This window comes from Mesorhizobium sp. B1-1-8 (assembly GCF_006442795.2).
Taxonomy (GTDB): Bacteria; Pseudomonadota; Alphaproteobacteria; order Rhizobiales; family Rhizobiaceae; genus Mesorhizobium.
This window is the reverse complement of the sequence record NZ_CP083956.1, coordinates 1466980-1493939: the sequence shown is the minus strand read 5'-3', so window position 1 is coordinate 1493939 and position 26960 is coordinate 1466980. Positions and strand designations below refer to the sequence as shown.

Here is a 26960-nt window from a genome sequence, read left to right as displayed (position 1 = left end):
CGGATGAGGGGCAGCGCCGGCCGTCGCGATTGTCTTCAGACCGAAGAAGCCAGCCTCACAGCAGCCCCGACGCACGCGCGGCGGCTGTCGCCTCGCCGCGCGAGACGGCCTCCAGTTTGTCCAGCACCGCCGACACATGGTGATCGACCGTCTTCGGCGAGATGGTCAGATGCGCGGCGATCTTCTTGTTGGAAAAGCCGCGCTCGATCAGCTGCAGCACCTCCATCTGGCGCTGCGTCAGGCCGGCGACGTTGGCGCGCGTCGCCTGTCGCGGGCCCCTCGCTATGCAAACGACGCCGCTCTGCCGCATCAGGTTGCGAACGTGCTGCGCCACAGGACGCGCGCCAAGCCCTTCGAAGATATCGAGCGCCTCGCGCAGCGCCGGCTCGTCGCCCTGCAGCAGGGCGAGCGCGCGCTCGAAGGGAGCGCCCATCTCGTCCCATAGCGCGGCGGCACCCCGCCAGTCGCCGGTCAGCGACAGCCGGTGCGGCTCCGCCATGCCGGTGGTGTCGCCGGGGTCGCTGTCGGGTGACAGCAGCTGCCGCCAGGTCGCCAATTCGCCGAACACCGTCCGCGTCGGCGACAGTCCCTCGGCAAGATCGATCAGGCGCAAGGCCTCTTTTGCGTCGCCTCGGCCGAGCCATGCCAGCTCCGCCGTCACCGCCGCATAGGGTATCAGCCGCTGCAGCTCCATGCCCTTGTCGAGGAAGCGCTTCATCTCATCCAGCACCGGCTCGGCCGACGGATCGCCACGCCGGATGCGCAGCTTCGCCAGCGCCACCAGCGAGGGGTAGCGTACAAGCGCCGTCGTCGCCTCGTTGTCGACGACGTCATGCGCGACGGCTGCCGCGTCGTTCCACAAGCCGCGCCGCAGCAGCAGCTGCGCCTCGACGCCGCGCATGTAGTCGCGCCAGGTCGCAAGATCGTTCTCGACGCAATAGCTGATGCCGCGATCGAGAAAAGCCTGCGCCTCGGCAAAGCTCAGCCTGTTCATCTCGACACAGGCGCAATTGGTGAAGGCGCGCGCCGCATGCTCCTGGAAATTCTCCGAAAGCGCTATTCCAAGGCTGCGGGCAAGCTCGCGCCGGCCCTTGGCCAGGTCCAGCCATTGCTCCGCGGCGCCGACATTGTTCAACGCATGGCACAGGATGTCCGACCGGTTCAGCCGTTCCGCCAGTTCGACCGCCTTGCCGCCGAGCGAAAGCGTTTCGTCGAGCCGCTCGGCCAGCATCGCCAGTTGCGAAAGGTTCGAATAGGCCATGGCGAGCTCCGGACTCTCGGGCGCCGTTTCCAGGAGCTCCACGGCCTGAGCGCCGAAGCGGTCCGCCGCCTCGCGGTCGCCGAGCAGATAGGCATAGCGCGACAGGCATCTGAGGCCGTCGCCCTCCTTCAGCCTGTCGCCCAGCGCCTGCCGCAGCCGGCGCGCCTCGCCCTGCGCCTCGATCGCGGCATCGATGCGGCCGATCAGATGGCATTCGAAGGCATGGCCCTCATGCAAGGCCGCCCGGTCTTCGATCGGCAGGTCGTCGGCGTGGCGCAGCGCGACCTCATAATAGCCGGCCGCATCGCGGTGCGCGCCGACATGCGAGGCCTCGCGCGCGGCGAGCGGCGCAAGCTCGCGCACCGCTTCCAGGTTCTGCGCTTCCACCGCGTGGTGCACCAGCCTTGCGGTGGCGACGCCCCGGTTTTCCTGCAAAGCGCAAAGCGCGCGCTGGTTGAACTCGCGCCGGCGGCTGGGCGTCAGCGCCATTTCGACGGCACTGCGCGCGATCTCGTGCCGGAAGGAATAACCGTCGCCGAGGTCCTCGAGCAGCCCGTGCGAGACGCATTCGGCGAGCTGGCCGGCGCTGGCAATTCCGCACAGGCCGCTGAGCGCCCAGGCATCGGCGCGGCGCGGAAACACCGAGACCGCGTCGAGCATCGAGCGGGCGCCCGGCGACAGCCGCTCGGCCCGCGCCAGCACCGCATCGCGCACGCTGGCCGGCAGCGCGGTGTCATTCCCGGCGGCCAGCAATTCGGTGACGAAGAATGCGTTGCCGGCGGTTGCCCGGTAGATGGCGCCGCCGTCGCGGTTCGCCGCCTCGGCAAGCGACAGCACAGCCTTCTCGCTGAGCAGCGGCACCTCGATACGCACAACATTGCCGGCTGGGATCTCGCCGAACGCCCGGCGCACCCGCATCTGTCCCTCGCTGCGGTCGGTGCGCGCCGTGATCACAAGCAGGATGTGAGTGTTTGCGATGCGCCGGCCGAGGAAGCGAACGAAATCGAGCGTCGCATCGTCCGCCCAGTGCAGATCCTCGATGATCAAAAGGCACGGACCCTTGGCCTCGAAGACGTCGAGCGCGTCGGAAAACAGCGGCAGCCTCTGCCCTTGCCGGGCATCGATGGCGCGCGGCAGCTCCCATTGCGCCTCGCGGGCGAGGTCGTAGAGGGCTCCCAGCGGATCGGGGATCGACAGATCCTCGCAGGCGCTGCGCAGCAAGGTTACCCCTTGTCCCACGCCATCTGTGAAAGCCTCGACCAGCGCCGTCTTGCCGGCGCCGGCCTCGCCCGCCAGCGCCGCAACACGACCGCGGCCTTGTGTTGCATCCGCCAGCAAGGCGTCCAGTTGCTGCAGCTGCGCCTGCCGTTCCAGAAGCATCGTCACTCTCGCGAAGTTGGAATTTTACCATGGCGGGATGCCGCCACGATAGTCCGGGACGAGAACGCTGCAATGTGACATTTCCCACATTGCAGCGTGCCTCCCTCCACAGGTCAACGTCGCCAACATAGGGAATCGTCCCGCCAAATATGGGGAATGGTTCCGATGCGCAGTTTTTTCGAACGTGGTTTTAGTCCCGCCGCGCTCAGACCGAGCGTCAATCAATCACGAAAGGAAAAAAATCGTGCCTCGCTATCTGATTGAACGCACCTTTCCCGACGGCCTCAACGTGCCGATGAACGACGCCGGCGCAACAGCCATGGGCGGGGTTATCGCCCGCAATGCCGAAAAGGGCGTGACCTGGGTGCAGTCCTATGTGTCGCCCGACAAGAGCAAGAGCTTCTGCATCTACGACGCGCCCTCGCCCGAGGCGATCCGCAGCACCGCCCAGAAAAATTCCCTTCCCGTGGACAAGATCACGGAGGTGCGGGTCCTGGACCCCTACTTTTATCGCTGATCCGGCAGACGAACGGCAAAACGATGAACACAAGATCGTCCTTGTCGATGGCGGACCTGATGTCGTGCCGGACACAGAGAGAGTATCCGCCGCGGCGGATGCCCCGCGGCACGGCTTCATGCGGCGGGTTGTGTCGGAACTGCTGTCGCCTCTGCGGAACAGGCGCCGCCGGCTGCCGCCGCAGGACCACTATCTGAGGCGCGACATCGGCCTCCAGGAGCGGGAATTGCCGCGCGAATATTGGGAATACTGGTGGCATTACTGATCCACCGACACTGGCGGGACCGGACGGTTTCGCCCTTCGAATGAAAGCTACGCCAAGGATCGCAGGCCTGACCTTGAAAGTCCGGCCTGTGCTTGCGCGCCCTCAACGAAATTGGAGAGAACAATGAACAGTCATAGACTTGCCGGATGCGTCATCGGCGCAGCTGTCTTCGCCCTCATGGCGGGCGGCGTCGCCCGGACCGAGACGGTCAACCCGCTTGCCGAAAAGGTACGCATGGCCAACAGCCGCTTCGAGAACGTCGCCATGGCGACCGCCGAAGGCTATGCGCCGATCCCTTGCGCCAGCGGCATCACCGGCGGCGCCATGGGCATCCACTACGTCAATGCCAACTACCCCAAGGACGACGCCGTCGACGTCGCCAAACCGGAGGCGGTGATGTACGAGCCGATGGCCGACGGCAAGCTGAAGCTGGTCGCCGTCGAATACATCACCGCGAAAGGGCCGGCCTCGCTCGAAGGCCAGCTGTTCAACTTCAACAGCGCCCCCAACCGCTACGGCCTCGGCCCGTTTTATGAGCTGCATGTCTGGGCCTGGAAGCAGAACCCCACCGGCGCCTTCGCCGACATGAACCCGACCGTCTCCTGCGACGCGATGAAGGGGATGTAATGTGGAACATCGGACATCGGGCGCCCGGTGTCCAGCCTTCCCCCTTGGCGGGGAAGGGGCGAGCGCCGCCGGCCGGCTCCCCATGCCCGCGGGCATTCCCCGGCGCGCTCGCCTTTATTCCTTCTCCCCGTTCACGGAGAGAAGGTGGCCCGAAGGGCCGGATGAGGGGCAGCACTGGCGTTCGAAGTCAGCCAAATCTTCCACAAGCCAGAGGAACGCGCCCGCTGCCTACGCCGCCTTCAGACGCTCCATTTCAGCTTCGAATTCGAACTTTAGCTGAGCGGCCTCTTCTTCCGGCAACCAAAGCACCATCTGTGGCACGATCTTGCGGTAAAGCCGGGTGCTGTCCTGATCCCATGGCAGTGTTTCTGCGTTGCGCGCCTCTGCGATAAGCCTGTGCAATCGCGCGCGAACCCGGTCCGGATCGCCGTGGTAATAAACGGTCGGCGCATCCCCGTCGAACAGCTCGGGCTGTTCTTCAGCGCCAAAAAGATCGAGTTGATTTCTTGCCATGCCCAAGGATATCAGCGTTCGGTTCTGGCACGATTATGCCTCATCCCGTTTCGTGAAGCGACCACCCGCGACCGGCTTATCCCCGTATTCCTGACGCAGCCTGTCAGCCGACTTTTTGGCCCCCGCCGGCCGCGAGCACCGACTGCAGGTGGGTGATCTTGATCAATTCCGAACTCAGGATGCGCTCCAGCAGATCGGCCTGCGCCGGCTCCAGCGCCACAAGCCGGCCGAGCACGTTGAGCAGGTCGATCAGATCGGAAGTGTATTCAGCGAGCCAGTGATCGGGCTGCACGAAGTCCAGTTGCGAAGGTGGACGTTTGTCGCCGATTTGCGGGCGCGACCGGTCGCGCTTGCGGTAGCTGAACCAATGCCACACCACCTGTTTGCCTGAGACTTCGTATTCCCACATCTCAGGCGACACATTCTCGATGAAACCTTTACCAATATAGAGCCGACGCTTAACCGGATCGTATTCCATCACATCGGGCAGCGGCTCAGGCGCGCCCGGGATCGCACCTTCAAAGGGAATCGTCGGCGCGAAGTCCTTGGCCATTCTGGGCGACGCCTTCGGCCGACCTTCGGCGGGATCGGAGAACCGTTCGCCATAGGTATGCAGCCAGATTACTTCGCGTCCCAAGACTACAGCTTCTGAGAACAACGTTGGGTCACCCGTAAGCGGTACCCGAAGGCCAGGCTGCACAAGGTCAGCCTGGAAGCGTTTCGTAAATCCGGGATGTGCCATCACGGCTGCAAGGTAGGCAATCACATCTTCGGCTGAAACGGACTTGCCATAGGTATCTGCGAACAATCCAAGCAACTTTGTTGAAATGTTCGGCTGCTTGGCAGCCGCGCCTTGCCAAAGCGGATGTGTGCGACCGCCAAACGAACCCTTATAGTGATCCAGATCAGGAATTAACCCTGTAAAAGTAACAGCAGGACCAGATTTTGGAGCTGCCCTTTCAAGCGCTACAAGATAAACTTGCCTCGGCGAGTGCCAGTCCCACAGCGTCGGATTCGGTTGGTTGATCAGCCTGGCGTCTGGAATGATCCACTGTCGATCAAGCGATCTGAAACCGTAACGCGTTGGCTGAACTACCGAATGATGATCCTCGATAACTGGTCCAACTCGCTCCTCATGTCCGACAAGACCTTTGGCGACAGCCTTGCGAATATGCTTGTCGCCGGGCCTTCCTTGGCGAAGATGCGGATGAAACAATTTCTCCTTCCTCTCGGCATCCTTTTCGTTAGCCAGGACTGTCCATCGGTTCTTTAGCGATTGCGCATCGGGCGCGATGATCCACGTTCGTCCAGGCATCACTCCGGAACCGTCATAATCAAAGAATAATTGCAGAGGCGGGAACGTCGCCCACGCGCCGCTCGCGGCCGGGAAGAAGGGAGCTCGCCAGTCGAAAGGGCAGTCTTGCCAGTTCGTCTCATCGAGCGACAACTTTTCCAGCGCAGCGAACTTCTCCTCGCGCCGTCCTTTCGGCAGTGCCTGGAAGCGCACCCGGGCCGGCTTCTCCCTGTCTTTGCCAAGCTTCTTGGCGGCCAGCACGATGCAAACCGGCTGCTGCACACCCTGAAAAATGCGTGTTGGCACATTTGGCTGATGTCCTTCAGGCGAGCAGTCGACGACCCAGATGTCCGAACAAGTGCGCCGCAGATCGTCTCGCATTTTTTCAAAGCCGGGGCCGTTGAGAAAACCAGCCACGCTAATGAAGCAGACGATGCCTTCCTCGTCCTTGTCAGGAAAACCTGTCGCAGCAAGGCGGCCGGTTCCAAAGACCTTCCACGTCGCCCAGCGCCAGAAATAAATATACAGATTTTTCAGATGCTTGCTGTGTGCGCCTACGCCCCACGATGGCGGCGGCGTCCACCAGTCCATGGGTGAGAACAGCTTGCCCCCAGAACCCGCTTCTATCCAGCCGCCACGTCCCTTGGCCTTTTCCTTGTAAGGGGGATTACCGATTACAACGGTGATGTCTCGCGTCTTCTTGATTGTATTGGCGTCGCGCCTGGATTTTGCGATGGCGCCGACCTGCATCAATGGCTCTTCCTCAATGAATGGATTGCCGAGCGTGTCGGTGATGAACAGCTTCAAGTCGGGCACATGCGGTGCTTCGCCAGGCTTTGTCTTTGCCAGTGCTTGCATCTCGGCGATTAGCCGAAGCTGCGCCACAGCGAATGGACCGAATTGCAGTTCGAAGCCGATCAGCCGCAGTGCCGCCGCCTCGATGGCGCCGCGAACCGCGCCTTCGCCCTGGTCGCTTGCTACTGTAGTAGCAATGCGACGCAGTACGCCGAGCAGAAAAGTTCCGGTTCCGACCGCCGGATCGGCCAAGGTCACGTCGGCTGACGCAAGTCCAGCGTGCCGATCAAACAGCGGGCTCCGCAACGCCTCGTCCACAAGCCGAACCATCGCGCCAACGACTTCCGGCGGCGTATAGTAGGAACCGGTCTTCTTACGCAGCGTGTTGTCGTAAACTTCGAGAAAATCTTCGTAGAAATACAGCCAGGCTTCCGGTTTGTCCTTGCTGATCGTGTGCCAGTTAACCTCGTTGAGGACGCGGGTCAGCGTCTCAAGCGACGTTTTCAGCGCTTGCTGGTTGGCCTCATCATCGGTCAGCAGCCCGAGTGCGGTGCCGATGAGCGAGTTGGTCTTTCGTAGTTCGTACGCCGCTTGATGGATGCCTCCTGCTAACGGGATATCAAGTGCCCGCGCCACGAGAAGCCCGAACGTCACCGCCTGCGCATAGCCGTCGGCGAATTGAGCGTTGTCAGCTTCGGGAAACAGAAGCTTGCGCCAATCCTTCGCTAACGCGGTTAGCCCTTCGCTGCCGAGCGCCATCTGCTCGATCACCTCATCGCGCAGGAAACGGCAGAGACGGGCACTGACCTCCGCTAGCCGCTTTGCGTTTGGCGGCGCGATCGGCGACCAGTTGAGGAAATCACTGATCAATCGCAGCAGGCCATCCGGCGCTGCAAGCTTCGCGCCGGACGTTGCGACGTCACCATCAAGCGGGATGACTCTGCCTTGAAGCACACCGTCCTGCCACAGGCTGAACGCATTGCCGTCTGTGTAGAGCAGATTCGGCAGCGATTTCAGCTTATTCCATTGGTCCTTGTCGTGAACGTCGGTAAAGTGCCTCGGGTCCGCGCCCTTCCCGGGCTGCTTGACCTCAATGAAGCCAACCAATGCGTTGTGAACCGTGGCGGCGAAGTCGGGCCGCGTCTTGATGTCGGCAAGACTTGTCTCGCCGATAAGTTGCACTGAGCCGTCCGGGAAGCCGGCGAGCCTCGCAAGCTCGCGCATCAGCGATTCGAGTGGTCCGCGAAGCTGGTCCTCGGGCGCTCCACCGATTGCAGGATTTGAAAGCTTCGGCTTCAGCGATGCGCCATAGGCCGACACCGCCTCGGCAAGTGTATTTTCCGCCATTTTCTCCCCGGCACCCCGATCGCAACTCGGCGAATACTGTTCTTCTCATTGAGAGTCCGAATCGAGCATAAACAGTAAGTTGGCTGGCGCCAGTAGATTTCTTCGCCACATAAGCCAACCAGAACTTCGTTGTCTTCCTTCCTCGCTCGCCATTCGCCAGCTGCATGACGACTGCGCATGCCCCCAGCACCCCTACCCACGCTTTCTTAAGGTGTTTTCGCTACACCCGACCGCTGGACAGAGGCGGGAAACGGAGAGAATTCGGGGTGCGCTTTTCCGCGGCGACGACTGCCGGGCGGTTCCTGCCGCAGCGCTGGGCGCTGCGCATGACGCCGCTGCTCGGCCGCGTCGATTCCGTGCTCTTCACCGCCGACGAGCGCGGCGAAGCCGGCCGCATGTCGCTGATCGCCTTTTCCATCCGCATTATCAGCGCCGTCATTGCCTTCATCAGCCAGGTTTTGATGGCGCGCTGGATGGGTTCGTTCGAATACGGCATCTTCGTGCTGGTCTGGGTGACGATGGTCATCGTCGGCAATCTCGCCTGCCTCGGCTTCCACACCTCGGTCATCCGCTTCATTCCCGAATATCGCGAGCGCGGCATGCTGGCCGAATTGCGCGGCATCGTGCTAGCCAGCCGTCTGTTCGTGCTCGTGGCCTCGACGCTGATCGCCGGTCTCGGCGCGCTCGGCGTGTGGCTCGCCTCGCCCTGGATCGAGAATTACTACGTCATCCCCTTCATCCTCGGCGTCATCTGCCTGCCGATGATCGCGCTCGGCGATCTGATGCAGGGGCTGGCGCGGGCGAACTCATGGGCGCTGTTCGCGCTGTCGCCGACCTATCTGGTTCGCCCGGTGCTGATCCTCGTGTTCATGGCGCTGATGCTGGCGCTCCACTATGTCCCCGATGCCAAAACCGCGATCTTCGCCTCCATCGCCGCCACCTATGCGACCACGCTTGGCCAGCTGATGGGCGTCACCTCGCGCATGGACAGGAACATCCCGGCCGGACCGACGACCGTGCATTTCGGCCAGTGGTTCCTGGTCTCGCTGCCGATCTTCCTGGTCGAGAGCTTCTTCTTCCTGCTCACCAATGCCGACGTGCTGATGGTCGGCGCCTATCTCGACCCCAATGACGTCGCCGTCTATTTCGCCACGGTGAAGACGCTGGCACTGGTGCATTTCGTCTATTTCGCGGTCAAGGCGGGCGTCGCCCAGCGCTATGCGCAGTTCACCCATGGCGAGCCGCGGCGGCTTGCCATCTTCGCCCGCGAGACCGTCTCCTGGACCTTCTGGCCCTCGCTCCTGATGGCCGTTCTGGTGCTGGCGCTCGGCGAGCCGATGCTGGTGCTGTTCGGCCCCGAATTCACCGCCGGCTATCCGCTGCTGTTCCTGCTTGTCCTCGGCGTCGTTGCGCGCGCCGCCGTCGGCCCGTGCGAAAGCCTGCTGACCATGAGCGGCAACCAGAACATCTGCGCCGCCGTCTATGCCATGACTCTTGCCTTGAACATCGGCCTCAACGTGCTCCTGATCCCGCATTTCGGCCTCTGGGGCGCGGCGATCGCCACCAGCCTTGCCATGGTCTTCGAGGCCAGCGCGCTCTCCTTCACCGTCTGGCGCAAGCTCGGCATCGTCATGGCGATCTTTGTTCCCGCCAGGAAGGAAGCCGCCTGATGGCCGCCGTCCCGTTGCTCGAGGAAACCAGCGGCGGCCCGGCCGGCGCCATGGTGTCCGGCCTTGCCGGGCTCGTTCGCGAGGCCGATCCGGCGCACATCGAGATCCTCGCCAACAACCGGCCGGAGCGCAAGCTCGCGATCTATCCGGCCTCGGCCGGCTTCGACCTTGTCGAGGAACTCGATTACCTGTGCGCCCGCACGATCGAGCCCAATGTCTTCTTCAACCCGCGCTTCCTGGCCCCCGCTATGCCCCGGCTCGAAGACCGCGAGGTGCGGCTGGCGGTGATCCGCGACGGCGACGAATTCCGCAACCGGCTGCGGCTGCTGGTGCCGTTCTCGGTCGAGCGGCCGGGTATCCCGCTCGGCGTTCCGGCCATGCGCACATGGTCGAGCCCGTTCGGCCCGCTCGGCACGCCGCTGGTCGACCGCGACGATCCGGTCGGCGTCATCGAGGATTTCTTCTCGATGCTGTCGCGCCCGCATCTCAAACTGCCGAAGGTCTTCGTGCTGCCCGACATGCGGCTCGACGGACCGGTGGCGAGCCTGCTCACCTCTTTCGCCGACAGCCGCGGCCTGACCATGGTGACCACCGGCAAGGCCGAGCGTCCGGTGCTCGAAAGCGACGCCGACGGCGAGGACTATCTGAAAACCTCGCTGCGCTCGCACCATTATCGCGAGTTCCGCCGGCTGAAGCGGCGCCTTGCCGACCTCGGCAGGCTCGAGCATCTGGTGGCGCGCGGACCGGACGAGATCCGCCACGCCATCGAAAGATTTCTGACGCTCGAGGCCGCCGGCTGGAAGGGCCGCGAGCGCACCGCGATGGCGATCGACCGTTACCGCGCCGCCTTCGCCCGCGAGGCCGTGCACCGGCTGGCCGAGCAGGATATGTGCCGCATCCATTCGCTGACGCTCGACGGCCGCACCATCGCCTGCCTGGTCGTCTTCGTCGAAGCCGGCATCGCCTATACCTGGAAGACGGCCTATGACGAGAACCTGGCCGGCTATTCGCCGGGCACGCTGTTGATGATCGAGGTGACCAGGCAGCATCTCGACGACCCCAACATCGTCATGACCGATTCCTGCGCGGTGCCCGACCATCCGGTGATGAGCCGGCTGTGGACCGAGCGCAAGCCGATGGGCACGCTGGTGATCGGACTGACGCCGGATGCCGACCGCCTCGCCCGCCAGGCCGCCTCGCAGCTGCACCTCTACCGCGAGACCCGCAACATGGCGCGTCTGCTCCGTAACCGGATGAAGAACCTGCTGAAAAGACGCTAGATGAATAGCGGGACACGCTGTATGGCTTGCGGCGGCCGGATCCGGCCGGGGGAATTCACCACCAAAGCTATTTTGATGATCAGAACCTTGCTGCGTCATGCCGGCCTGTGCGCGCCGTTCCTTATGCTTGCCATGCTGCCGGCCGTGGCCCTGGCCGATACCTGCCCCGAGGATTGCAGCGAGCCCGCGCCGCTCAACATCTACAGCCACACCACCGCCGGCCATCTCAGCCCCGCGACGGCGGGCGCGCTGTCGCGCGTGTATGTGCCCAACCGGTCGTCGAACAGCGTCTCGGTGATCGACACGGTGACCCTGAAGGAAGTCGACAGGTTTCCGGTCGGCAGCAGGCCGCAGCACGTCGTCCCCTCCTGGGACCTGAAGACGCTGTGGGTGGCCAACAACGGCAACGGCAGGAACGGCAGCCTGACGCCGATCGATCCGACCACCGCCAAGCCCGGCATGCAGATCGCGGTCGACGATCCCTACAACATGTATTTCATGCCGGACGGCAGCGCGGCCATTATCGTCGACGAGGCCATGAAGCAGCTCGACTTTCGCGATCCGCGGACCATGGCGCTGAAATCGGTCCTGCCGACGCCGACCTGCCCCGGCATCAACCATGCCGATTTCTCGGCCGACGGCTCCTACGCGATCTTCACCTGCGAATATGGCGACGGCGGCCTGACCAAGATCGACCTTAAGAACCAGAAGGTGCTCGGCCATCTCGACCTGTCGAAGATGGGCATGCCGCAGGACATCAGGCTCTCGCCCGACGGCAAGGTCTTTTACGTCGCCGACATGATGAATGACGGCGTCTTCCTGGTCGACGGCGACAGTTTCAAGGAGATCGGCTTCATCCCGACCGGCATCGGCACGCACGGCTTCGTCGTCAGCCGCGACGGCAAGCGTCTCTACGTCTCGAACCGCGGCTCGCACAGGATGGAGCAGGGCAAGGCGAAGGGACCGGGCAGCGTGAGCGTGATCGACTTCGCCACCCGCGCGATCGTCGCGCAATGGCCGATCCCCGGTGGCGGCAGCCCCGACATGGGCAATGTCAGCGCCGACGGCAGGCAGCTTTGGCTCTCCGGCCGCTTCGACAGCGAGGTCTATATGATCGACACGACCTCAGGCGCCGTGACGAGGATCCGCGTCGGCGTCGAGCCGCACGGCCTGACCGTGTGGCCGCAGCCGGGCCGATACTCGCAGGGCCATACCGGAAACATGCGGTAGGCTTCCAGGACAAAACGATGGGTTTGCTGCCATTGCGCTCCGGCATCTCGTCAGCATGCGCCCTATCGCTGCCAGAACGGCAGCTTGGCGATCTCTTCCTCGACCTGCCATCGCGTCAGGCCGATATCGTCGATCAGATGCGGATTGTCCTTTGCCATTCGCTTCAGTTCCCAGCGAAAATGCGTCCGCTCGCGCCAGGCGGCGATCCTGCTTAGCAGGGCCGTCAGACTGTAGCGATACGGCGCCCGCGCCGCGGTCATTGCTGGCCGCAGGCACTGGTGCCGGGCCGATGCAAGGGTGTTGTTCATGGCAACCTCCGTGCTCGTTGAGGCCTCACACCGTTGGGAGTCGGGGGCCTCGACCTGAAAGAGGTTGAATTGTGCAGGACGCGGACGGGCGTCGTAATTAAGCGCTGCCAAATTGTTCCAAAAACTTCCAAGCAGGCTGATTTTGCGGCCTTATGGGCTTGGCGTAGGCTTTCGCACTGGCGCAAAAGACCTCCTAAGCTCTCGCCACCGAAATTTCCGCCGAAACATCATCGGGACCATCAAGCAATGACCGCCCCCTTTCTCAGCTTCCCCGATCACCTCGACGCCGGCCGCACACCCCGTGCGGTAATCTTCGGAGCCGGTCACGGCAGCACCTATCCCGGCAAGGACAGCAGCGGCCATGCGCTGGCTGCCGATGCCATCCGCGCCGCGAGCCAGGACGATGCCGCGCTTGTCGAGCACTGGGATTTCGATCTCGGCGGCCCGCTTTTCGACGGCAATCCGGTCAGCTGCATCGACGCCGGCGACATCGCGACCACCATGCATGACAATGCCGGCAACCGGGCCCGCATCGAGGCGAAGACGCGCGAGATCCTGGTGTTGCCCGCCGTGCCGATCCTGCTCGGCGGCGACGATTCCGTGGTGATACCTTTCCTTGCCGGCTTTGCGGATCACGGGCCGGTCTGGATCCTGCAGATCGACGCTCACATCGACTGGCGCAACGAGGTAGATGGCGAGCGTTACGGCTATTCGAGCCCGATGCGCCGGGCAAGCGAGATGCCGCACGTCGCCGGCATGGTGCAGGTCGGCCTTCGCAGCGTCGGCAGCGCCCGCCTTGCCGAAGTCGAAGCGGCGCGGCACTACGGCAGCCGCTTCGTGACCGCCCGCGAGGTTCACGCCCAGGGCGTCGAAGCCGCCCTGCGGCATATTCCGCAAGGAGCGCGGGTCGTCGTCACTCTCGATTGCGACGGCCTCGATCCCGGCATCATGCCGGGCGTCGCGGCGCGCACGCCTGGCGGCCTCGCCTACACGCAAACGATCGACCTGATTGCAGGCCTCGGCAGGCGAGCCAGGATCGTTGGCTTCGACCTTGTCGAGCTCTATCCTCCCGCCGACATTGATGGCCTGTCGGCCCTGACCGCCGCGCGCCTTCTCGTCAATGTGGTCGGCGCCATCGTCCGGCAGGTTTGAAACCCGGCTTTGACGCAATTCCTGGATTTGCTCTAAGAGTGCGCCCCATGCAGGGAGAGCGCTTCGCCTTTGGCCCGTTCGTGCTTGACTCCGGTGTGGGAACGCTGCTTCGGAACGGCGATCCCGTTGCCGTTGGCTACCGCGGGCTGAACCTGCTTGCGGCGCTCGTCGCACGGCCCGGTGAAATCCTGGGCAAGGCCGAGTTGATGGACGCGGCATGGCCGGGCACGGCCGTCGAGGAAGGCAACCTCACCGTCCAGATCGCGCAATTGCGCAAGCTGCTGGGTCCGGCCGCTGACGGCGATGAATGGATCGCCACGGTTCCGCGCGTCGGCTATCGCTTCACCGGGGCTGTCGAACGGCTCGGCGGCGCGAGGCGGAAACCTTTGCCGCTGCCCGACAAACCATCGATCGCCGTGCTGCCCTTCGTCCATTTCAGCAACGATCCCGAACAGGAATCCTTCGCCGACGGATTGACCGAGGACCTGATCACCGACCTGTCCAGGATCGCCGGCCTGTTCGTCATCGCCCGCAACTCGGTCTTTGCCTATAAAGGCAAGGCGATGGACGTGCGCGGCATCGCCGGCGATCTTGGCGTGCGCTACCTGCTGGAGGGCAGCGCAAGGCGCGCCGCGGGCCGGGTGCGCATCAACGCTCAGCTGGTCGACGCGCTGAGCGGCGAACATCTGTGGGCGGAACGCTTCGATCGCAGCCTGGACGATATCTTTGCCGTCCAGGACGAGGTCACGGCCAAGATCGTCGAGGCATTGCTTGGCCGGTTGCGCGCGCCGCCGCCACGCAACCGGCCGAAGAATCTCGAAGCGTACGATCTTTGCGTGCGGGCGCGAAAACTGATCGACGATTCGCCGCAGACGGCGCGCGAAGCGCATCTGATGCTGGCGCGCGCCATATCGCTCGATCCGCAATACGCCGAGGCCTATCGCTGGCTTGCCATGAACCATTGGATGGGATGGGTGCATTGGGGCGAACCCATCGAACCCAACCGCAGCCTTGCCCTGGAACTGGCGCGCAAGGCGGTGGCGATCGATCCCAACGATGCCGGCTGCCGCTGGGTGCTGGCCAATTTGCTTGCCTATGAGCGCCGCTTCGCCGAGTCGGACGCTGAGTTCGCCAAGGCGTTCGAGCTCGACCCGAACGAAGCCGACGCCTGGGCGACACTGTCGGACATCGCGGTGCTGGCCGGACAGGTCGAGGCCGGCCTCGAGCACATTCGCAAGGCGTTTCGGCTAAACCCGTTTCCACCGAGTTGGTACTATCTGACGCTCGGCGCGGCCCAATATGCGGCGCGCGACTACGAGGGCGCCGTCGAAACGCTGCGCCGGGACGAGACCTATCGAACCAGCTCACGCCGTTTCCTGGCGGCAAGCCTTGCGCAGCTCGGCCGGCTCGACGAGGCGCGCGCCGAGGTCGAAATGTTCCTCGTCGCCAATCCGCATTTCACGACCCGGCATTGGGTCTGGACCGAGCCGTTCCGCGACGAAGCGACGCTCGAGCATTTCGTCGACGGCTTCCACAAGGCCGGCCTTCCGGAGTGACGCACACCCTCCGTGCGACCTACTCGTCGAAGCGACCCGTAGCGTCACGATCGCGCTCGTACCGTCTCGTGAGCGGAAACGGCGGCAGCCAGGACTCGCGGCGGACGGTCCACAGTTCGTAGGTCGGCTTCAGCTGGTTAGGCGCATCCAGGGATCCCAGGTTCACCTCGATTTCGTCGCCGCTGCGCCCGAAAACCGGGGAGCCGCAGTTGGGACAGAAAAACCGCCCGGCATAGTCGCGTGTTTCGCCCTCGATGATCACCGCATCCCGAGGAAAAATCGCCGAAGCGTGAAAAAGCGCCCCATGGTGCTTGCGGCAATCGAGGCAGTGACAAACGCCGACCCGGTACGGGCGTCCCGACGCCACGATCCGGACATTGCCGCACAGGCAGCCACCGGTGAATCGGTCCATGCGCGCGTCTCCCGTAAAATCAGGCGGTCGTCCTCCTTCGTCTAACAAAGGATGGCCTGTCCTCCTTCGCCAAGGCTTCGGAGGACAAGCCACCCGAAGCTCGAAGAGCAAAGGGTGGTGCCCCTAGCCGGGATCGAACCAGCACTCCTTGCGGAACTCGATTTTGAGTCGAGCGCGTCTACCAATTCCGCCATAGGGGCTCAGGCCGGGCGGCCTGGATGGGCGCGGACTATACGGTTGGAGACCCGTTCGTCAACTGGCCTGTTGCCGATTTGGGCGGCCCGCTCGACGACCATGCCACACCTTACGGTTTCGTAAGGGCGGCGCCATTGTGCGGCGCGGAAAATCTTTCTAGACAGGCAGCGCGTCGAAGCGGCCGGCGCCATAGGCGGCGGCTGCGGCGCTTTGGGTCCTTGTTTCCTGCATGCCCGTGTCCGAAAACCGCGGCTGCGTTTTGCACGACATGCGATTAGGAGAGCCGATGCTTCGCGGACTTTACGATTGGACGCTGTCGCTGGCGGCGCGCAAATCCGCTGAATGGTGGCTGGCCTTCATCGCCTTCGTCGAAAGCTCCGTCTTCTTCATACCGGCCGACGTGCTGTTCCTGCCCATGGCGCTGGCGCGGCCCAAACGCGCCTATCGCTACGCGCTGACCGCCACCGTTGCGTCCGTACTGGGCGGCGTTGCCGGCTGGCTGATCGGCTACTATGCCTACGATACGATAGCCCGGCCGATCCTGGAGCACTTCGGCGGCCTTGCGACGTTCGAGAAGTGGCAGTCGTCCGGCACCGGGCTGATGCTGGTGTTGCTCGTCACATCCGGCGCGGCGCACCTGCCGCCGATCAAGGTGGTCACGATCCTGGCCGGTGCGCTGCACGTCAATCTCATTGTCTTCATCGTTTCGGCTATCGTGGCGCGCGGCGCGCGTTTCCTGCTGCTCGCCTGGCTGCTGCGCCGCTATGGCGAACCGATCAGGGAGTTCATCGAAAAACGCCTGGGAATGATCGTCAGCGCCGGCGCCGCCGCCCTGATTTTGCTCTATATCCTCGTCAGATATGCCCACGCATAGCAGCCGAGCAAACGGATCCCCCACGATGACAGCGACCATGAATGCCGACAGCGGACGCCAACGGACGCGCGCGGCGCTGTTTCTCGCCGTCGCCATGGCGGCCACCGTCGGTTCCGCGCTCGCCTTTCAGTACATCGGTGGCTACATCCCCTGCCATCTCTGCCTTGAGCAGCGCACGCCCTACTATATCGGCGTGCCGCTGATGCTCCTGGCGGCGGTGGCCTCGATGCTGCGCGCGCCGGCCTGGGTGACGCGCGGCCTCTTGGCGATCGGCGGCCTGCTGATGCTCTACGGCCTCTATCTCGGCGTCTATCACTCGGGCGTCGAATGGGCTTGGTGGCCAGGCCCGACCGACTGCACAGCTGGCGCCGGCCCTGTCGACACCGGCGGCAAGGGCGTGCTCGACGCGCTCGACAAATTCGTGCCGCCCTCCTGCGACAAGGCAGCGCTGCGCATCCTCGGCCTGTCGCTGGCCGGCTGGAACGCCATCGCCAGCCTCATCCTGGCCGCCGTCGCCTTCCGCAGCGCGCTGTCACGGGATTGACATCCGGTAATTTCAGGCCTGCTCGACACTGAGGATCTGCATTGCGCCATGTTGTCCGAGATATGCGGCGAGGCAGTCCCAAAATTCGTCGAGCAGAGCTCTTCCGTCGGCGTCAAAGTTATTGCACGCGACGAGCAAAAGTTTCCCATCGGCGTAAGAGCAACTAGGCCGCTCATGCCAGGTTCGGTGGGCGCGAAACTCTTGCTCGATGTCGATTGCAGCTTGCGGACCAGGGCCGGACGCGACGTCAAGGCACTCGATGGTTATCTTGTACATGCGTCGGCCCATCAGCCCCAGCGGCAGCGATGAACTCTACGGTTCCAGTTCGACATCCCAGTAGAGATAATCCATCCAGCTTTCATGCAGATGGTTGGGCGGGAACAGGCGGCCGTTGTTGTGCAGGTCGTGCACCGTCGGCTGAAACGGTTTCTGCAGCGGCCACATCTTGGCCTGCGCTGGCATCATGCCGCCTTTCCTGAGATTGCAGGGCGAACAGGCGGCAACGACATTCTCCCAGGTCGTCGCCCCGCCGCGATGGCGCGGGATGACATGGTCGAAGGTCAGGTCCTCCGGCGTGCCGCAATACTGGCACTGGAAGCGGTCGCGCAGGAAGACGTTGAAGCGGGTGAAGGCGGGATGCCGCGACGGCTTAACATAGGCCTTGAGGCTGACCACGCTCGGCAGCTTCATCGAGAAGGTCGGCGAGGAGACGGCGTGCTCGTACTCGGCGACGATGTTGACCCTGTCGAGGAACACCGCCTTGATGGCGTCCTGCCAGGACCAGAGCGACAAGGGGTAATAGCTGAGCGGACGGTAGTCCGCATTCAGCACCAGCGCTGGAAGCCCATCCGGAGATACGGCAACCGTCACGTCTTGGCCTCCTTCGTTCTAGAACCGAACGGCGCGGATACTGTAAGCCCGACATGACAGGGATGTGAAGCGGATTGTCGTTCGTCGAGCGCGCCAAAAAAGTAGGATTTTCATGCTTTTTTTGCCGTTTCGGCGAGCGGTGCGGCATCCCGTCCCTTTAATTCGCGGTAATAGGCCCAGAAAAGCCGCGACGCGACACCTCGCCACGGGCTCCATGATTCGGCGAGCCGAATCAGCGTTTTTTCCGGCGGACGCGGATCGATGCCCAGCGCATGGCCGACAGCGCTCTGCAAGGCGACGTCGCCGGCGGGGAAGACATCGGGATGGCCGGCCGCGAACAGCAGATAGCATTCCGCCGTCCACGGGCCGATGCCCGGCACCCTGGTCATCGCCGCGATTGCTTCGCCGGCTTCGAGCGAGCACAGGTGATGAAGGTCGAGCCCGCCGGCCACCGCCTCTGCCACCGCGAGCAGCCCGCGCTGCTTCGGCCGCGACAGCCCGGCCTCGCGAAAAACCTCCTCGCCGGTCGCCAGAATGGCCTCCGGCGTCAGCGGATCGACCAGCCTGGTCAGCCGGCCGAAAATAGCGTCGGCGCTGACGCGGGACACCTGCTGCGAGACCATGATCGAAGCAAGGCTCCTGAAGCCCGGTTCCGAAAGCCTGAGCGGCACCTCGCCGGCCTTGCCGCGCACCGTCTCCAGCCGCGGATCGATCAGGCAGAGCGCGTCGAGCCCTGCCGCGATGTCGTCGAGCGAGGCGATGCGTTGCACGTTTGCTTGTTCCCAGGACGATGATTGATGGCTAACTATCAAGCGGCGCAAGCGCCTGACAACCCGAATGCCGCCTGAGAAATGACGCTCCTGACATTCCGTTTCGCGCCGAGCCCCAATGGCGAACTGCATCTCGGCCATGCCTATTCCGCCTTGCTCAACCAGCAGATGGCGGCGCGGGCGGGCGGCCGGTTGCTGCTGCGCATCGAAGACATCGACATCACGCGCTGCACGCCGGAATTCGAGGCCGGCATAGTTCGCGACCTGAAATGGCTGGGGCTCGATTGGGAAGAACCGGTGCGCCGCCAGTCCGAACACTTTGACGAGTACAAGGCGGTGCTCGACCGGCTGATCGCTGAAGAACTGGTCTATCCGGCGTTCATGAGCCGGGGCGAAATCCGCGCCTTCATCGCCGAGACCGAAAGACGCGGCCGCGGCTGGCCGCGCGACCCGGACGGCGTGCCGCTCTACCCGCCGCTCGACAAGGCGCTGCCGATGAAGGAGCGCAAGCGGCGGATCGCCGAGAACATGCCCTTTGCCTGGCGGCTGGACATGAAAGCCGCCATCGCGAGCGCCCCGGCTGCCCTGTCATGGCTCGAGTTCACCGACGAGACCATCACAACGACGCGCATTGTCGAAGCGACGCCGCAGGATTGGGGCGATGTCATCGTGGCGCGCCGCGACATTCCGACCAGCTATCATCTCGCCGTCGTCGTCGACGACGCGCTGCAAGGCGTCAGCCATGTCGTGCGCGGCCAGGATCTCCATTCGGCGACCGGCGTGCAGCGGCTGCTGCAGGAGTTGCTGAGATTTACGCCGCCCCGCTATTTCCACCACCGCCTGATCCTCGGCCCCGACGGCAGGAAGCTGTCGAAAAGCCTCAAGGACACCGGCCTTGCCGCGCTCCGGCAGGCTGGCCTGTCGCCGCACGATGTCAGGCGGCTGGTTGGACTTTAGCTGATTGTGCGTTGAGATTCAGGTCAGGCCGCGGCGAAAATGGCAGGCTTCGAGAACCGGAGCGGAGCGTACTTTTAGTACGTGAGTACCGGAAGGGCAGAAGCCTGGCATTTGCAGACCGGCCTCACCTGAATATCAATGCACTAGAGACGCGCCAGCCCTGCTTTGATTAGCGCCATGACGCTGATGAAGATGAAGGCGCCGCTCAGCCCCCAGGCGACCGCAAGCTTGAGGTCCCGGAATGTGATGCCATGCTCATTGGCGGCCATCACCGCGACGAAGAAGCCCAGCGTGAACAGCAGCGTGTTGCCGGTCGAGCCGAAACCATCCTCCTTCATGATGGCATCCAGCGCCGTGCCGAAAAAGAAACCGAAAACGGCCACTGTCGCGACCGTCATCAACAGCCAACTCGTGTCGAGATGCAAAAGCATGCCTGCTCATGGCGTGCCTTGACGCCATGCCCCCTTTGGCACCGTTTGTTGAATTCGGATGAGCTTATGGATCAACCGTTTCGTTTTGCTTGCCAAATTGAACGGCATTAGAGCAATTGCCGTCATCAACCTTTCACTCCGGCAGAGCCTCCCGACAATGCAGAGCATCAAGCGGTTCATTCCCGCCTCCTTTGTCGTCCTGTGGGCGACCGGCTTCATCGGCGCGCGCTATGCCATGCCCTGGGCGGAGCCTTTTACCTTCCTGGCGGTCCGCTTCGTAATAGCGGCCATTCTGTTTGCCGGCCTGACGGTGCTGCTCGGCTCGCATAGAGCCAGCCGGACGGAAGCGTTGCATGCGACAATGGCCGGCGTTCTCATGCACGGCATCTATCTCGGCGGCGTCTTCTGGGCGATCCACAGGGGCATGCCGGCCGGGCTCTCGGCGCTGATCGTCGGCCTGCAGCCGCTGATCACGGCGGTGCTTGCCGGAAAATTCCTCGGCGAGGCGATCCTGCCCCGCCATTGGGCAGGCCTCGCCGTCGGGCTCTTGGGCGTCGTCATCGTGCTTTGGCCGAAGCTCGGCGCGATCGGCGGCGGTGTCACCGCTGCGACCCTGACCGCATCGCTTACATCCGTGCTTGCCATGGCCGCAGGCACCATCTGGCAGAAACGCCATGCCTCCGGCGGCGATCTGATAACAGTCACGATGTGGCAATATGTCGGCGGCTCAGCCCTGATGATCATCGGTTCCCTGGCCTTCGAGACGCACACGATCACGGTCAACGGCGAACTGATCTTCGCCATGGCGTGGCTGGTTCTGGTGCTGTCGATCGGCGCCATCTTCCTGTTGATGGTGATGATCCGCGACGGCGAGATGTCGAAGGTGGCTTCGCTGTTTTACCTGGTTCCTGCCGTCACCGCCGTCATCGCCTGGGCCTTGTTCGGCGAGCAGCTCAACCTTATCCAGGTCGCCGGCATGGCGATCGCCACGCTCGGCGTCGGCTTGGCGACGGCGCGGCCGGCCGGCGCCCGGCCGGCCAAGGCATGATGATGCGTCAACCGACCCGGGCGCGCGCTTCGAGATAGCGGCTGATCGCGGCGTTGAGCTCGCCGCCGAGGATGAAGATGGCCGAGAGCATGTAGAGGAAAACCACAGCGATCATGATCGAGGCCAGCCCCGCATAGGTCGTCACATAGGACGAGAAATGGTCGAGATAGGCGGCAAAGACGGTCGAGCCGACAAGCCAGGCAGCCAGCGTGAAGATGATGCCCGGCACGATCGAGACCAGGCGGCGCTTGCCCGCCGGCAGCCAGAAATGCACGGCGAACAGCCCGCCGACGATGACCACGGAGGCGATGACGTAACGCCACAGCGTGATCGTGCCCATATAGGGCTTGATCCCTTCGATATGGGCTTCGGCGAGTCGCGCCAGCAGCGGCGCGAACACCAGGAGCACGCTGATCGCCAGGAAGCCCGCCGTGGCGATCAGCACGAAGACGATGCTCTGCACGCGGCGGTAGATGATGCCGCGCGTTTCGGTGACGCGATAGGCGCGGTTGAGCGAAGTGCGCAGCGCTTCGATGCCGTTCGAGGCAAAATAGGCGGCAAGCACCACGCCATAGGTCAAGAGGTCGGTGCGCCGCACGGTGAGCACGTTCTGCACCTCGCGCGCGATCGGCTTGGCGATCTGCTCGGGCCATGTGTCGAAGACCAGGTGCACGGCCGTATCGGAGAAGGCTTGGGCGCCCAGAAAGCTTGCCAGCGTCGTGGCGAAGATCAGGAACGGAAACAGCGCCATCAGCGAGGTGATCGCCAGATGGCTGGCCATCGCCCAGCCGTCATCGGTAGTGAAATGGCCGATCGCATCGTAGAGCACGCGCTTGAGGGCGACGATATTCCGCAACAAGGGGGCCGCGCTCCGCTCGATTGTGTCGACGCCGCGAATATGGGAAGTGATTGCGGCAAATGGCAACCCCAGGTCAGACAACGTCCCCCGCCGCCAAAGAGTTGCGCACCGTCATCGTCACCGGCGCCTCCTCCGGAATAGGCGCCCATTGCGCTCGGGCATTGAAGGCCGAGGGTTGGCGCGTGTTTGCGACCGCGCGCAAACCGGCCGACATCGCAGCACTCGAGGCAGACGGCATCGAAGCCTTCTACCTCGACTATCGCGAGCCAGAGTCCATAGCCGCTCTGGTCGACGCGGTACTGCAGCGCACCGGCGGCACACTGTCAGCACTGTTCAACAAGGCGCCTACGCACAGGCCGGTGCTGTCGAGGACCTGCCGGTGGAGGCATTGCGCGAGCAGTTCGAGGCCAATTTCTTCGGCTGGCACGACCTGACGCGGCGCATCGTGCCGGTCATGCGCCGTCAGGGCCATGGCCGCCTCGTGCACTGCTCCTCGATCCTCGGACTGGCCCCGGTTCGCTTTCGCGGCGCCTATTCCGCGTCCAAGCATGCCATCGAGGGGCTGATGCTGTGCATGCGCCAGGAACTCGCCGGCAGCGGCGTCCATGTCTCGCTGATCGAGCCAGGTCCGGTGACCTCGAAGATCGCCAGCAACGGCCTGCCCTGGTTTCTGAAGAACATCGACCATGAGAATTCTGCCCATCGCGATGCCTACCAAGCGCAGCTCGCACGGCTCGAGGCTGGCGGCAGCGTCTCGCGGCTGAAGCCCGGGCCGGAGGTGGTATACAAAGCGCTGCGCCATGCGCTTCTGTCGCGGCGCCCTCGGCCGCATTATGTGGTAACGGTGCCGGCCAGGATCGGCGTGATGCTCAAGCGCATCCTGCCTTCATCGATGCTCTACCGCCTGCTGGCCGGGCGCGCCTGACCGAACCCGAACTGGAGCCAGCTCATGGCAACCACCTTCAAAATCCTCGCTTTGGTCATCATGGCCGGCGTGGTCGTCGTGCTGATCCGCGGCCTCGTCAACATGATGCGCGGCGGCTCCGGCGTCACCTCGAACAAACTGATGCAGGCCCGGGTTGTCTTACAGGCAGTGGCGGTGGCCCTGATCCTGCTGGCCGTGTATTTCACGCGCAAATAACCGGTCGAGGGCGACAGGTGGTCAAGCTCAACAAAATCTACACCCGCACTGGCGACGACGGCACCACCGGCCTCGGTAGCGGCGAGCGGCGGCTGAAGTCGGACCTGCGCATCGAGGCCTATGGCACGGTCGACGAAGCCAATGCCTGCATCGGCATGGCGCGCCTCTACACAGGCGCTGAGCACCCGGCGATCGACGCCATGCTTTCGCGCATCCAGAACGATCTTTTCGATCTCGGCGCCGATCTTGCGGTGCCGGATGACGGCAAGCCGAAGGACTACGAGCCCTTGCGCATCGTTGCCGCGCAGACCGACCGCGTCGAAAAGGACATCGACCTGCTCAACAAGGACCTGCAGCCGTTGAAATCCTTCGTGCTGAACGGCGGCACGCCGGCGGCCGCCGCCCTCCATCTCGCCCGCACGGTGACGCGGCGCGCCGAGCGCATCATGGTGGCGCTGGCGCAGGATCCGGCCGAGCACGTCAACCGCGAGGCGCTCAAATACATCAACCGAGTCTCGGACTTTCTGTTCGTCGCCGCCCGTGCGGTCAATGACAACGGAAAGGCCGACGTGCTATGGGTGCCCGGCAAGAACCGCTGACGGACACGGCGGGAGGCCACGATGTTCATCCCGCTCTACGATACCAACAGGCTGCGCCACATCCGCCTGCAATATGTGACGATCGGCCTGATCGCGGTCAACGCGCTGGTCTTTTGCGCCACCACGCTCGGCGGCGAGAATTTCACCAACGCCGCCGTGCTCGGCCTCGGCTTCATCCCTTCCGTGGTCCACGACAAGGTCGAGCTGTCGCCCGAATTCGTCGTCATCCCCGAAAGCTTCAGCTATCTCACCTATTCATTCCTGCACGCCGATATCTTCCATCTCGGCGGCAACATGCTGTTCCTCTGGGTATTCGGCGACAATGTCGAGGATGCGCTCGGCCACATCCGCTATCTGATTTTCTACCTCGCCTGCGCCGTCGCCGGCGCCTTCTTCCAGGGGTTGGTGGCCTGGGATTCGCAGGTGCCGCTGATCGGCGCCTCCGGCGCCATCGCCGGCGTCGTCGCCGCCTATCTGATCCTCTACCCGAGAGTGAAAGTGTGGGTGCTGGCATTCGCCCGCATTCCGCTGCGCATCCCCGCCTTCATCCCGCTGATCCTGTGGATCCTGTTCCAGATCGTGATGTTTGCCGCCGGCGGCGAGGACCAGATTTCCTGGGCCTGCCATATCGGCGGCATCATAGCGGGATCGGTGCTTGTGCTGGTGCTGCGCAGCCGCGGCGTGCCGCTGCTGGCCGGCGCCGACGGCGAGCCTGACCCGACGCCGAACGTCCGGCAGCCGCCCATTCCCGTCGAGCCGCCTGCCAATGATGGGACCTCCGCACAGCCGGCGCCGCAATGGGGCCGTGGAGCAGCAGCATCCAAGGACTGAACCGATTTGGATGCGTCTTGGGATATTGACGCGCCGGATTGCCGCCACTACGGAAACGCTACCGTTGGACGAATATTCCGCCCGGAATGTCGGCTTTCGACAACTCTGACAAGGCGCACGCTGCTATAGCGCGCCCGACTATCTCAGGAGAGGTGACAGGAAAATGAAAATCCTTGTGCCCGTGAAGCGGGTTGTGGATGCGAACGTCAAGGTACGCGTCAAGGCCGACGGACTGGGTGTCGAGCTCGCCAACGTCAAGATGGCGATGAACCCTTTCGACGAGATCGCGGTCGAGGAAGCGATCCGCATCAAGGAAGCCGGCAAGGCGGAAGAGATCATCGTCGTCTCGATCGGCCCGCAGCAGGCGCAGGAGACGCTGCGCACCGCGCTCGCCATGGGCGCCGACCGCGCCATCCTGGTCAAGACCGACGAGCAGACCGAGCCGCTGGGTGTCGCCAAGGTGTTGAAAGGCGTGGTGGACGCCGAGAAGCCTGGTCTCGTCATCCTCGGCAAGCAGGCGATCGACGATGATTCCAACCAGACCGGCCAGATGCTGGCGGCGCTGCTCGGTTGGGCGCAAGGGACGTTTGCCTCGAAGGTCGTCATCGAGGGCGATCATGCCAAGGTGACGCGCGAGGTCGATGGCGGCCTGCAGACGGTGGATCTGAAGATGCCGGTGATCGTGACCGCCGACCTTCGCCTCAACCAGCCGCGCTATGCTTCCCTGCCCAACATCATGAAGGCCAAGAAGAAGCCGCTCGACGAGAAGAGCCCGGCCGACTACGGCGCCGATGTCAAGCCGCGGCTGAAGGTGATCAAGACCGAGGAGCCCGGCGGCCGCAAGGCGGGCGTCAAGGTGAAGTCGGTGGCCGAGCTGGTCGAGAAGCTCAAGAACGAAGCCGGCGTACTCTAAGGAAATCCGATGAGGCCGGCCTGCAAACGGCTGGCTTCTGCGCTTCCGGTGCTCACGTACAGATGTACGCTCCGCTCCGGTTCTCGAAACCAACCGTTTTCGGCTCGGCCTGACCGGATTTCAGGGAGCCTCGAAGACGAAAGTCAGGGATCAGACAGATGGCAATTCTTCTCATCGCCGAACACGACAACGCAACCCTTTCCGACCAGACCGCAAAGGCGCTGTCGGCGGCGCTTCAGATCGGCTCGGAGGTCGACGTGCTGGTCGCCGGTAAGGGCGCCAAGGGCGCGGCCGATGCCGCCGCCAGGCTGAAGGGCGTGCGCAAGGTGCTGCTGGCCGAGGCGGACGAGCTCGCCGAGCGCCTGGCCGAGCCGACCGCCGCGCTGGTGGTCTCGCTCGCCGGCGCCTATGACACGATCATCGCGCCGGCCACCTCGTCGGGCAAGAACGTCGCGCCGCGCGTCGCGGCACTGCTCGATGTCGCCCAGGTGTCGGAGATCATCGAAGTGGTCTCGCCCGATACCTTCAAGCGTCCGATCTATGCCGGCAACGCCATCCAGACCGTGCAGTCGAGCGACGCCAGGAAGGTGATCACGGTGCGAACCGCTTCCTTCCAGGCAGCACCCGAGGGCGGCTCGGCCGCGGTCGAGACGGTTCAGGCGGCGGCCGATCCAGGCCTGTCGTCCTTCGTCGAGAACAGGCTGTCGGAGACCGATCGTCCGGAGCTGACTTCAGCCAAGATCATCATCTCGGGCGGGCGCGCGCTGGGCTCGTCGGAGAAGTTCCAGGAGGTGATCCTGCCGGTGGCCGACAAGCTCGGCGCCGCCGTCGGCGCAAGCCGAGCCGCGGTCGACGCCGGCTATGCGCCGAACGACTGGCAGGTCGGCCAGACCGGCAAGGTGGTCGCGCCCGACCTCTACATCGCCGTCGGCATTTCCGGCGCCATCCAGCACCTCGCCGGCATGAAGGATTCCAAGGTCATCGTCGCCATCAACAAGGATGAGGAGGCGCCGATCTTCCAGGTTGCCGATTACGGTCTTGTCGGCGATCTCTTCGTCATCCTGCCGGAGCTGCAAAAGGCGCTTTGACGCGCCCAGCCAAGGCATACTAAAATCTGAAGGGTGGGGTAGACGAAGTCGCCCCGCCCTTTTAGTTTGCACTGCACAAAAAGCAGGCCGCTAAGGCTTGAAAGCAATTCCAGGAAAAGTGCGTGGCGGTTTTCCGTTCGGAATTGCGACTAACAAAGGATGCAATTCCAGGAAAGGTGCGCAGTGATTTGCGCGCGGAATTGCGGAAACAAAAGATGAGAGCGTTTTCGCTT

General features: G+C 63.7%; 27 protein-coding genes, 1 tRNA gene and 1 pseudogene. 18 read left to right on the top strand and 11 right to left on the bottom strand.

Features of this window, described 5'->3' with window-relative positions:
- Positions 1-55: 55 nt before the first annotated feature.
- The gene (locus FJ974_RS07385; protein ID WP_140533761.1) at positions 56-2641 is read right to left on the bottom strand and encodes a helix-turn-helix transcriptional regulator; all 2586 of its coding nucleotides are present in this window, start codon (positions 2639-2641) and stop codon (positions 56-58) included.
- A gap of 244 nt (positions 2642-2885) precedes the next feature.
- Here FJ974_RS07385 and FJ974_RS07380 point away from each other — a divergent pair, with 244 nt between their 5' ends.
- The 3 genes from FJ974_RS07380 to FJ974_RS07370 all read left to right on the top strand — a co-directional run bounded on the left by FJ974_RS07380 (position 2886) and on the right by FJ974_RS07370 (position 4050).
- Positions 2886-3158, top strand: a complete 273-nt coding sequence (locus FJ974_RS07380) for a DUF4242 domain-containing protein (RefSeq protein ID WP_140533762.1) — start codon at positions 2886-2888, stop codon at positions 3156-3158.
- A 118-nt stretch (positions 3159-3276) separates the two neighbouring features.
- Positions 3277-3423, top strand: coding sequence for a hypothetical protein (locus FJ974_RS07375; RefSeq protein ID WP_181177147.1), 147 nt, complete (start codon positions 3277-3279; stop codon positions 3421-3423).
- A 177-nt stretch (positions 3424-3600) separates the two neighbouring features.
- Positions 3601-4050 (top strand): hypothetical protein, encoded by a 450-nt coding sequence (locus tag FJ974_RS07370; protein WP_226891606.1) that lies wholly within the window; start codon positions 3601-3603, stop codon positions 4048-4050.
- A gap of 228 nt (positions 4051-4278) precedes the next feature.
- On the opposite strand, the gene FJ974_RS07365 is transcribed toward FJ974_RS07370, so the two are convergent.
- Both FJ974_RS07365 and FJ974_RS07360 read right to left on the bottom strand, forming a co-directional pair.
- Positions 4279-4563: a hypothetical protein gene (locus FJ974_RS07365; RefSeq protein ID WP_140533764.1), complete on the bottom strand. Its 285-nt coding sequence runs from the start codon at positions 4561-4563 to the stop codon at positions 4279-4281.
- Positions 4564-4666: 103 nt separating this feature from the next.
- Entirely contained in the window at positions 4667-7999 is a 3333-nt protein-coding gene (locus FJ974_RS07360; RefSeq protein WP_181177148.1) for a type ISP restriction/modification enzyme, read from the bottom strand.
- Between the two features lie 266 nt (positions 8000-8265).
- Between FJ974_RS07360 and FJ974_RS07355 the strand changes: the two genes are divergently transcribed.
- The 3 genes from FJ974_RS07355 (at position 8266) to FJ974_RS07345 (ending at position 12179) form a co-directional block, all read left to right on the top strand.
- Positions 8266-9669 carry a lipopolysaccharide biosynthesis protein gene (locus FJ974_RS07355; RefSeq protein WP_140533765.1) on the top strand — a complete coding sequence of 468 codons (1404 nt, stop codon included), beginning with the start codon at positions 8266-8268 and terminating at the stop codon, positions 9667-9669.
- Positions 9669-10949 carry a GNAT family N-acetyltransferase gene (locus tag FJ974_RS07350; RefSeq protein ID WP_140533766.1) on the top strand — a complete coding sequence of 427 codons (1281 nt, stop codon included), beginning with the start codon at positions 9669-9671 and terminating at the stop codon, positions 10947-10949. Before FJ974_RS07355 ends, FJ974_RS07350 begins: the two co-directional genes overlap by 1 nt.
- 75 nt (positions 10950-11024) lie before the next feature.
- Entirely contained in the window at positions 11025-12179 is a 1155-nt protein-coding gene (locus FJ974_RS07345; protein WP_140533767.1) for a YncE family protein, read from the top strand.
- 62 nt (positions 12180-12241) lie between these two features.
- On the opposite strand, the gene FJ974_RS07340 is transcribed toward FJ974_RS07345, so the two are convergent.
- On the bottom strand, positions 12242-12487 hold the full coding sequence (locus tag FJ974_RS07340) for a DUF1127 domain-containing protein (RefSeq protein ID WP_140533768.1): 246 nt from the start codon (positions 12485-12487) through the stop codon (positions 12242-12244).
- 246 nt (positions 12488-12733) lie between these two features.
- On the opposite strand from FJ974_RS07340, the gene FJ974_RS07335 reads away from it, so the two are divergent.
- Together FJ974_RS07335 and FJ974_RS07330 are read left to right on the top strand one after the other, a co-directional pair.
- Positions 12734-13639 carry an agmatinase gene (locus FJ974_RS07335; RefSeq protein WP_140533769.1) on the top strand — a complete coding sequence of 302 codons (906 nt, stop codon included), beginning with the start codon at positions 12734-12736 and terminating at the stop codon, positions 13637-13639.
- Positions 13640-13686: 47 nt separating this feature from the next.
- A complete protein-coding gene (locus FJ974_RS07330) occupies positions 13687-15195 on the top strand; it encodes a winged helix-turn-helix domain-containing tetratricopeptide repeat protein (RefSeq protein WP_140533770.1) in 1509 nt (502 codons plus the stop codon).
- A gap of 19 nt (positions 15196-15214) precedes the next feature.
- On the opposite strand, the gene FJ974_RS07325 is transcribed toward FJ974_RS07330, so the two are convergent.
- Positions 15215-15607: a GFA family protein gene (locus tag FJ974_RS07325; RefSeq protein ID WP_140533771.1), complete on the bottom strand. Its 393-nt coding sequence runs from the start codon at positions 15605-15607 to the stop codon at positions 15215-15217.
- A gap of 115 nt (positions 15608-15722) precedes the next feature.
- A tRNA-Leu gene (locus FJ974_RS07320) sits at positions 15723-15807 on the bottom strand.
- A gap of 281 nt (positions 15808-16088) precedes the next feature.
- On the opposite strand from FJ974_RS07320, the gene FJ974_RS07315 reads away from it, so the two are divergent.
- Both FJ974_RS07315 and FJ974_RS07310 read left to right on the top strand, forming a co-directional pair.
- Positions 16089-16676: a YqaA family protein gene (locus FJ974_RS07315; RefSeq protein ID WP_140533772.1), complete on the top strand. Its 588-nt coding sequence runs from the start codon at positions 16089-16091 to the stop codon at positions 16674-16676.
- A 25-nt stretch (positions 16677-16701) separates the two neighbouring features.
- Positions 16702-17220 carry a disulfide bond formation protein B gene (locus FJ974_RS07310; protein WP_140533773.1) on the top strand — a complete coding sequence of 173 codons (519 nt, stop codon included), beginning with the start codon at positions 16702-16704 and terminating at the stop codon, positions 17218-17220.
- 12 nt (positions 17221-17232) lie between these two features.
- Here FJ974_RS07310 and FJ974_RS07305 read toward each other — a convergent pair whose 3' ends face one another.
- From FJ974_RS07305 to FJ974_RS07295, 3 genes are all read right to left on the bottom strand, one after another.
- Positions 17233-17496: a hypothetical protein gene (locus tag FJ974_RS07305; RefSeq protein WP_140533774.1), complete on the bottom strand. Its 264-nt coding sequence runs from the start codon at positions 17494-17496 to the stop codon at positions 17233-17235.
- Between the two features lie 36 nt (positions 17497-17532).
- Positions 17533-18090 (bottom strand): HNH endonuclease, encoded by a 558-nt coding sequence (locus FJ974_RS07300; protein WP_140533775.1) that lies wholly within the window; start codon positions 18088-18090, stop codon positions 17533-17535.
- Between the two features lie 110 nt (positions 18091-18200).
- On the bottom strand, positions 18201-18860 hold the full coding sequence (locus FJ974_RS07295; protein WP_140533776.1) for a DNA-3-methyladenine glycosylase family protein: 660 nt from the start codon (positions 18858-18860) through the stop codon (positions 18201-18203).
- Between the two features lie 81 nt (positions 18861-18941).
- Between FJ974_RS07295 and gluQRS the strand changes: the two genes are divergently transcribed.
- Entirely contained in the window at positions 18942-19817 is an 876-nt protein-coding gene (gluQRS, locus tag FJ974_RS07290) for a tRNA glutamyl-Q(34) synthetase GluQRS (RefSeq protein ID WP_140533777.1), read from the top strand.
- A gap of 143 nt (positions 19818-19960) precedes the next feature.
- On the opposite strand, the gene FJ974_RS07285 is transcribed toward gluQRS, so the two are convergent.
- Complete coding sequence (locus tag FJ974_RS07285) at positions 19961-20248, bottom strand: hypothetical protein (protein WP_140533778.1); 288 nt, start codon at positions 20246-20248, stop codon at positions 19961-19963.
- 157 nt (positions 20249-20405) lie between these two features.
- On the opposite strand from FJ974_RS07285, the gene FJ974_RS07280 reads away from it, so the two are divergent.
- Positions 20406-21296, top strand: a complete 891-nt coding sequence (locus FJ974_RS07280) for a DMT family transporter (protein WP_140533779.1) — start codon at positions 20406-20408, stop codon at positions 21294-21296.
- A gap of 7 nt (positions 21297-21303) precedes the next feature.
- Here FJ974_RS07280 and FJ974_RS07275 read toward each other — a convergent pair whose 3' ends face one another.
- Positions 21304-22155, bottom strand: a complete 852-nt coding sequence (locus FJ974_RS07275) for a YihY/virulence factor BrkB family protein (RefSeq protein WP_140533780.1) — start codon at positions 22153-22155, stop codon at positions 21304-21306.
- 59 nt (positions 22156-22214) lie between these two features.
- On the opposite strand from FJ974_RS07275, the pseudogene FJ974_RS07270 reads away from it, so the two are divergent.
- The 6 genes and pseudogenes from FJ974_RS07270 to FJ974_RS07245 all read left to right on the top strand — a co-directional run bounded on the left by FJ974_RS07270 (position 22215) and on the right by FJ974_RS07245 (position 26727).
- Positions 22215-23080, top strand: a pseudogene (locus tag FJ974_RS07270) (SDR family oxidoreductase).
- Between the two features lie 24 nt (positions 23081-23104).
- On the top strand, positions 23105-23296 hold the full coding sequence (locus FJ974_RS07265) for a twin transmembrane helix small protein (RefSeq protein ID WP_140533781.1): 192 nt from the start codon (positions 23105-23107) through the stop codon (positions 23294-23296).
- A gap of 17 nt (positions 23297-23313) precedes the next feature.
- Positions 23314-23895, top strand: coding sequence for a cob(I)yrinic acid a,c-diamide adenosyltransferase (locus tag FJ974_RS07260; protein ID WP_140533782.1), 582 nt, complete (start codon positions 23314-23316; stop codon positions 23893-23895).
- Positions 23896-23916: 21 nt separating this feature from the next.
- Positions 23917-24726, top strand: coding sequence for a rhomboid family intramembrane serine protease (locus tag FJ974_RS07255; protein WP_140533783.1), 810 nt, complete (start codon positions 23917-23919; stop codon positions 24724-24726).
- A 163-nt stretch (positions 24727-24889) separates the two neighbouring features.
- Positions 24890-25639 carry an electron transfer flavoprotein subunit beta/FixA family protein gene (locus FJ974_RS07250; protein ID WP_140533784.1) on the top strand — a complete coding sequence of 250 codons (750 nt, stop codon included), beginning with the start codon at positions 24890-24892 and terminating at the stop codon, positions 25637-25639.
- A 158-nt stretch (positions 25640-25797) separates the two neighbouring features.
- Positions 25798-26727: an electron transfer flavoprotein subunit alpha/FixB family protein gene (locus FJ974_RS07245; protein WP_140533785.1), complete on the top strand. Its 930-nt coding sequence runs from the start codon at positions 25798-25800 to the stop codon at positions 26725-26727.
- Positions 26728-26960 lie beyond the last annotated feature (233 nt).

Coding starts and splice junctions, on each gene's coding strand:
- FJ974_RS07360 (WP_181177148.1), bottom strand. CDS start 7,999: ATGGCGGAAAATACACTTGCCGAGGCGGTGTCGGCCTATGGCGCATCG.
- FJ974_RS07370 (WP_226891606.1), top strand. CDS start 3,601: ATGGCGGGCGGCGTCGCCCGGACCGAGACGGTCAACCCGCTTGCCGAA.
- FJ974_RS07385 (WP_140533761.1), bottom strand. CDS start 2,641: ATGCTTCTGGAACGGCAGGCGCAGCTGCAGCAACTGGACGCCTTGCTG.
- FJ974_RS07330 (WP_140533770.1), top strand. CDS start 13,687: ATGCAGGGAGAGCGCTTCGCCTTTGGCCCGTTCGTGCTTGACTCCGGT.
- FJ974_RS07315 (WP_140533772.1), top strand. CDS start 16,089: ATGCTTCGCGGACTTTACGATTGGACGCTGTCGCTGGCGGCGCGCAAA.
- FJ974_RS07340 (WP_140533768.1), bottom strand. CDS start 12,487: ATGAACAACACCCTTGCATCGGCCCGGCACCAGTGCCTGCGGCCAGCA.
- FJ974_RS07305 (WP_140533774.1), bottom strand. CDS start 17,496: ATGTACAAGATAACCATCGAGTGCCTTGACGTCGCGTCCGGCCCTGGT.
- FJ974_RS07335 (WP_140533769.1), top strand. CDS start 12,734: ATGACCGCCCCCTTTCTCAGCTTCCCCGATCACCTCGACGCCGGCCGC.
- FJ974_RS07250 (WP_140533784.1), top strand. CDS start 24,890: ATGAAAATCCTTGTGCCCGTGAAGCGGGTTGTGGATGCGAACGTCAAG.
- FJ974_RS07285 (WP_140533778.1), bottom strand. CDS start 20,248: ATGCTTTTGCATCTCGACACGAGTTGGCTGTTGATGACGGTCGCGACA.
- FJ974_RS07245 (WP_140533785.1), top strand. CDS start 25,798: ATGGCAATTCTTCTCATCGCCGAACACGACAACGCAACCCTTTCCGAC.
- FJ974_RS07325 (WP_140533771.1), bottom strand. CDS start 15,607: ATGGACCGATTCACCGGTGGCTGCCTGTGCGGCAATGTCCGGATCGTG.
- gluQRS (WP_140533777.1), top strand. CDS start 18,942: ATGACGCTCCTGACATTCCGTTTCGCGCCGAGCCCCAATGGCGAACTG.
- FJ974_RS07280 (WP_140533779.1), top strand. CDS start 20,406: ATGCAGAGCATCAAGCGGTTCATTCCCGCCTCCTTTGTCGTCCTGTGG.
- FJ974_RS07265 (WP_140533781.1), top strand. CDS start 23,105: ATGGCAACCACCTTCAAAATCCTCGCTTTGGTCATCATGGCCGGCGTG.
- FJ974_RS07375 (WP_181177147.1), top strand. CDS start 3,277: ATGCGGCGGGTTGTGTCGGAACTGCTGTCGCCTCTGCGGAACAGGCGC.
- FJ974_RS07310 (WP_140533773.1), top strand. CDS start 16,702: ATGACAGCGACCATGAATGCCGACAGCGGACGCCAACGGACGCGCGCG.
- FJ974_RS07365 (WP_140533764.1), bottom strand. CDS start 4,563: ATGGCAAGAAATCAACTCGATCTTTTTGGCGCTGAAGAACAGCCCGAG.
- FJ974_RS07255 (WP_140533783.1), top strand. CDS start 23,917: ATGTTCATCCCGCTCTACGATACCAACAGGCTGCGCCACATCCGCCTG.
- FJ974_RS07345 (WP_140533767.1), top strand. CDS start 11,025: ATGATCAGAACCTTGCTGCGTCATGCCGGCCTGTGCGCGCCGTTCCTT.
- FJ974_RS07350 (WP_140533766.1), top strand. CDS start 9,669: ATGGCCGCCGTCCCGTTGCTCGAGGAAACCAGCGGCGGCCCGGCCGGC.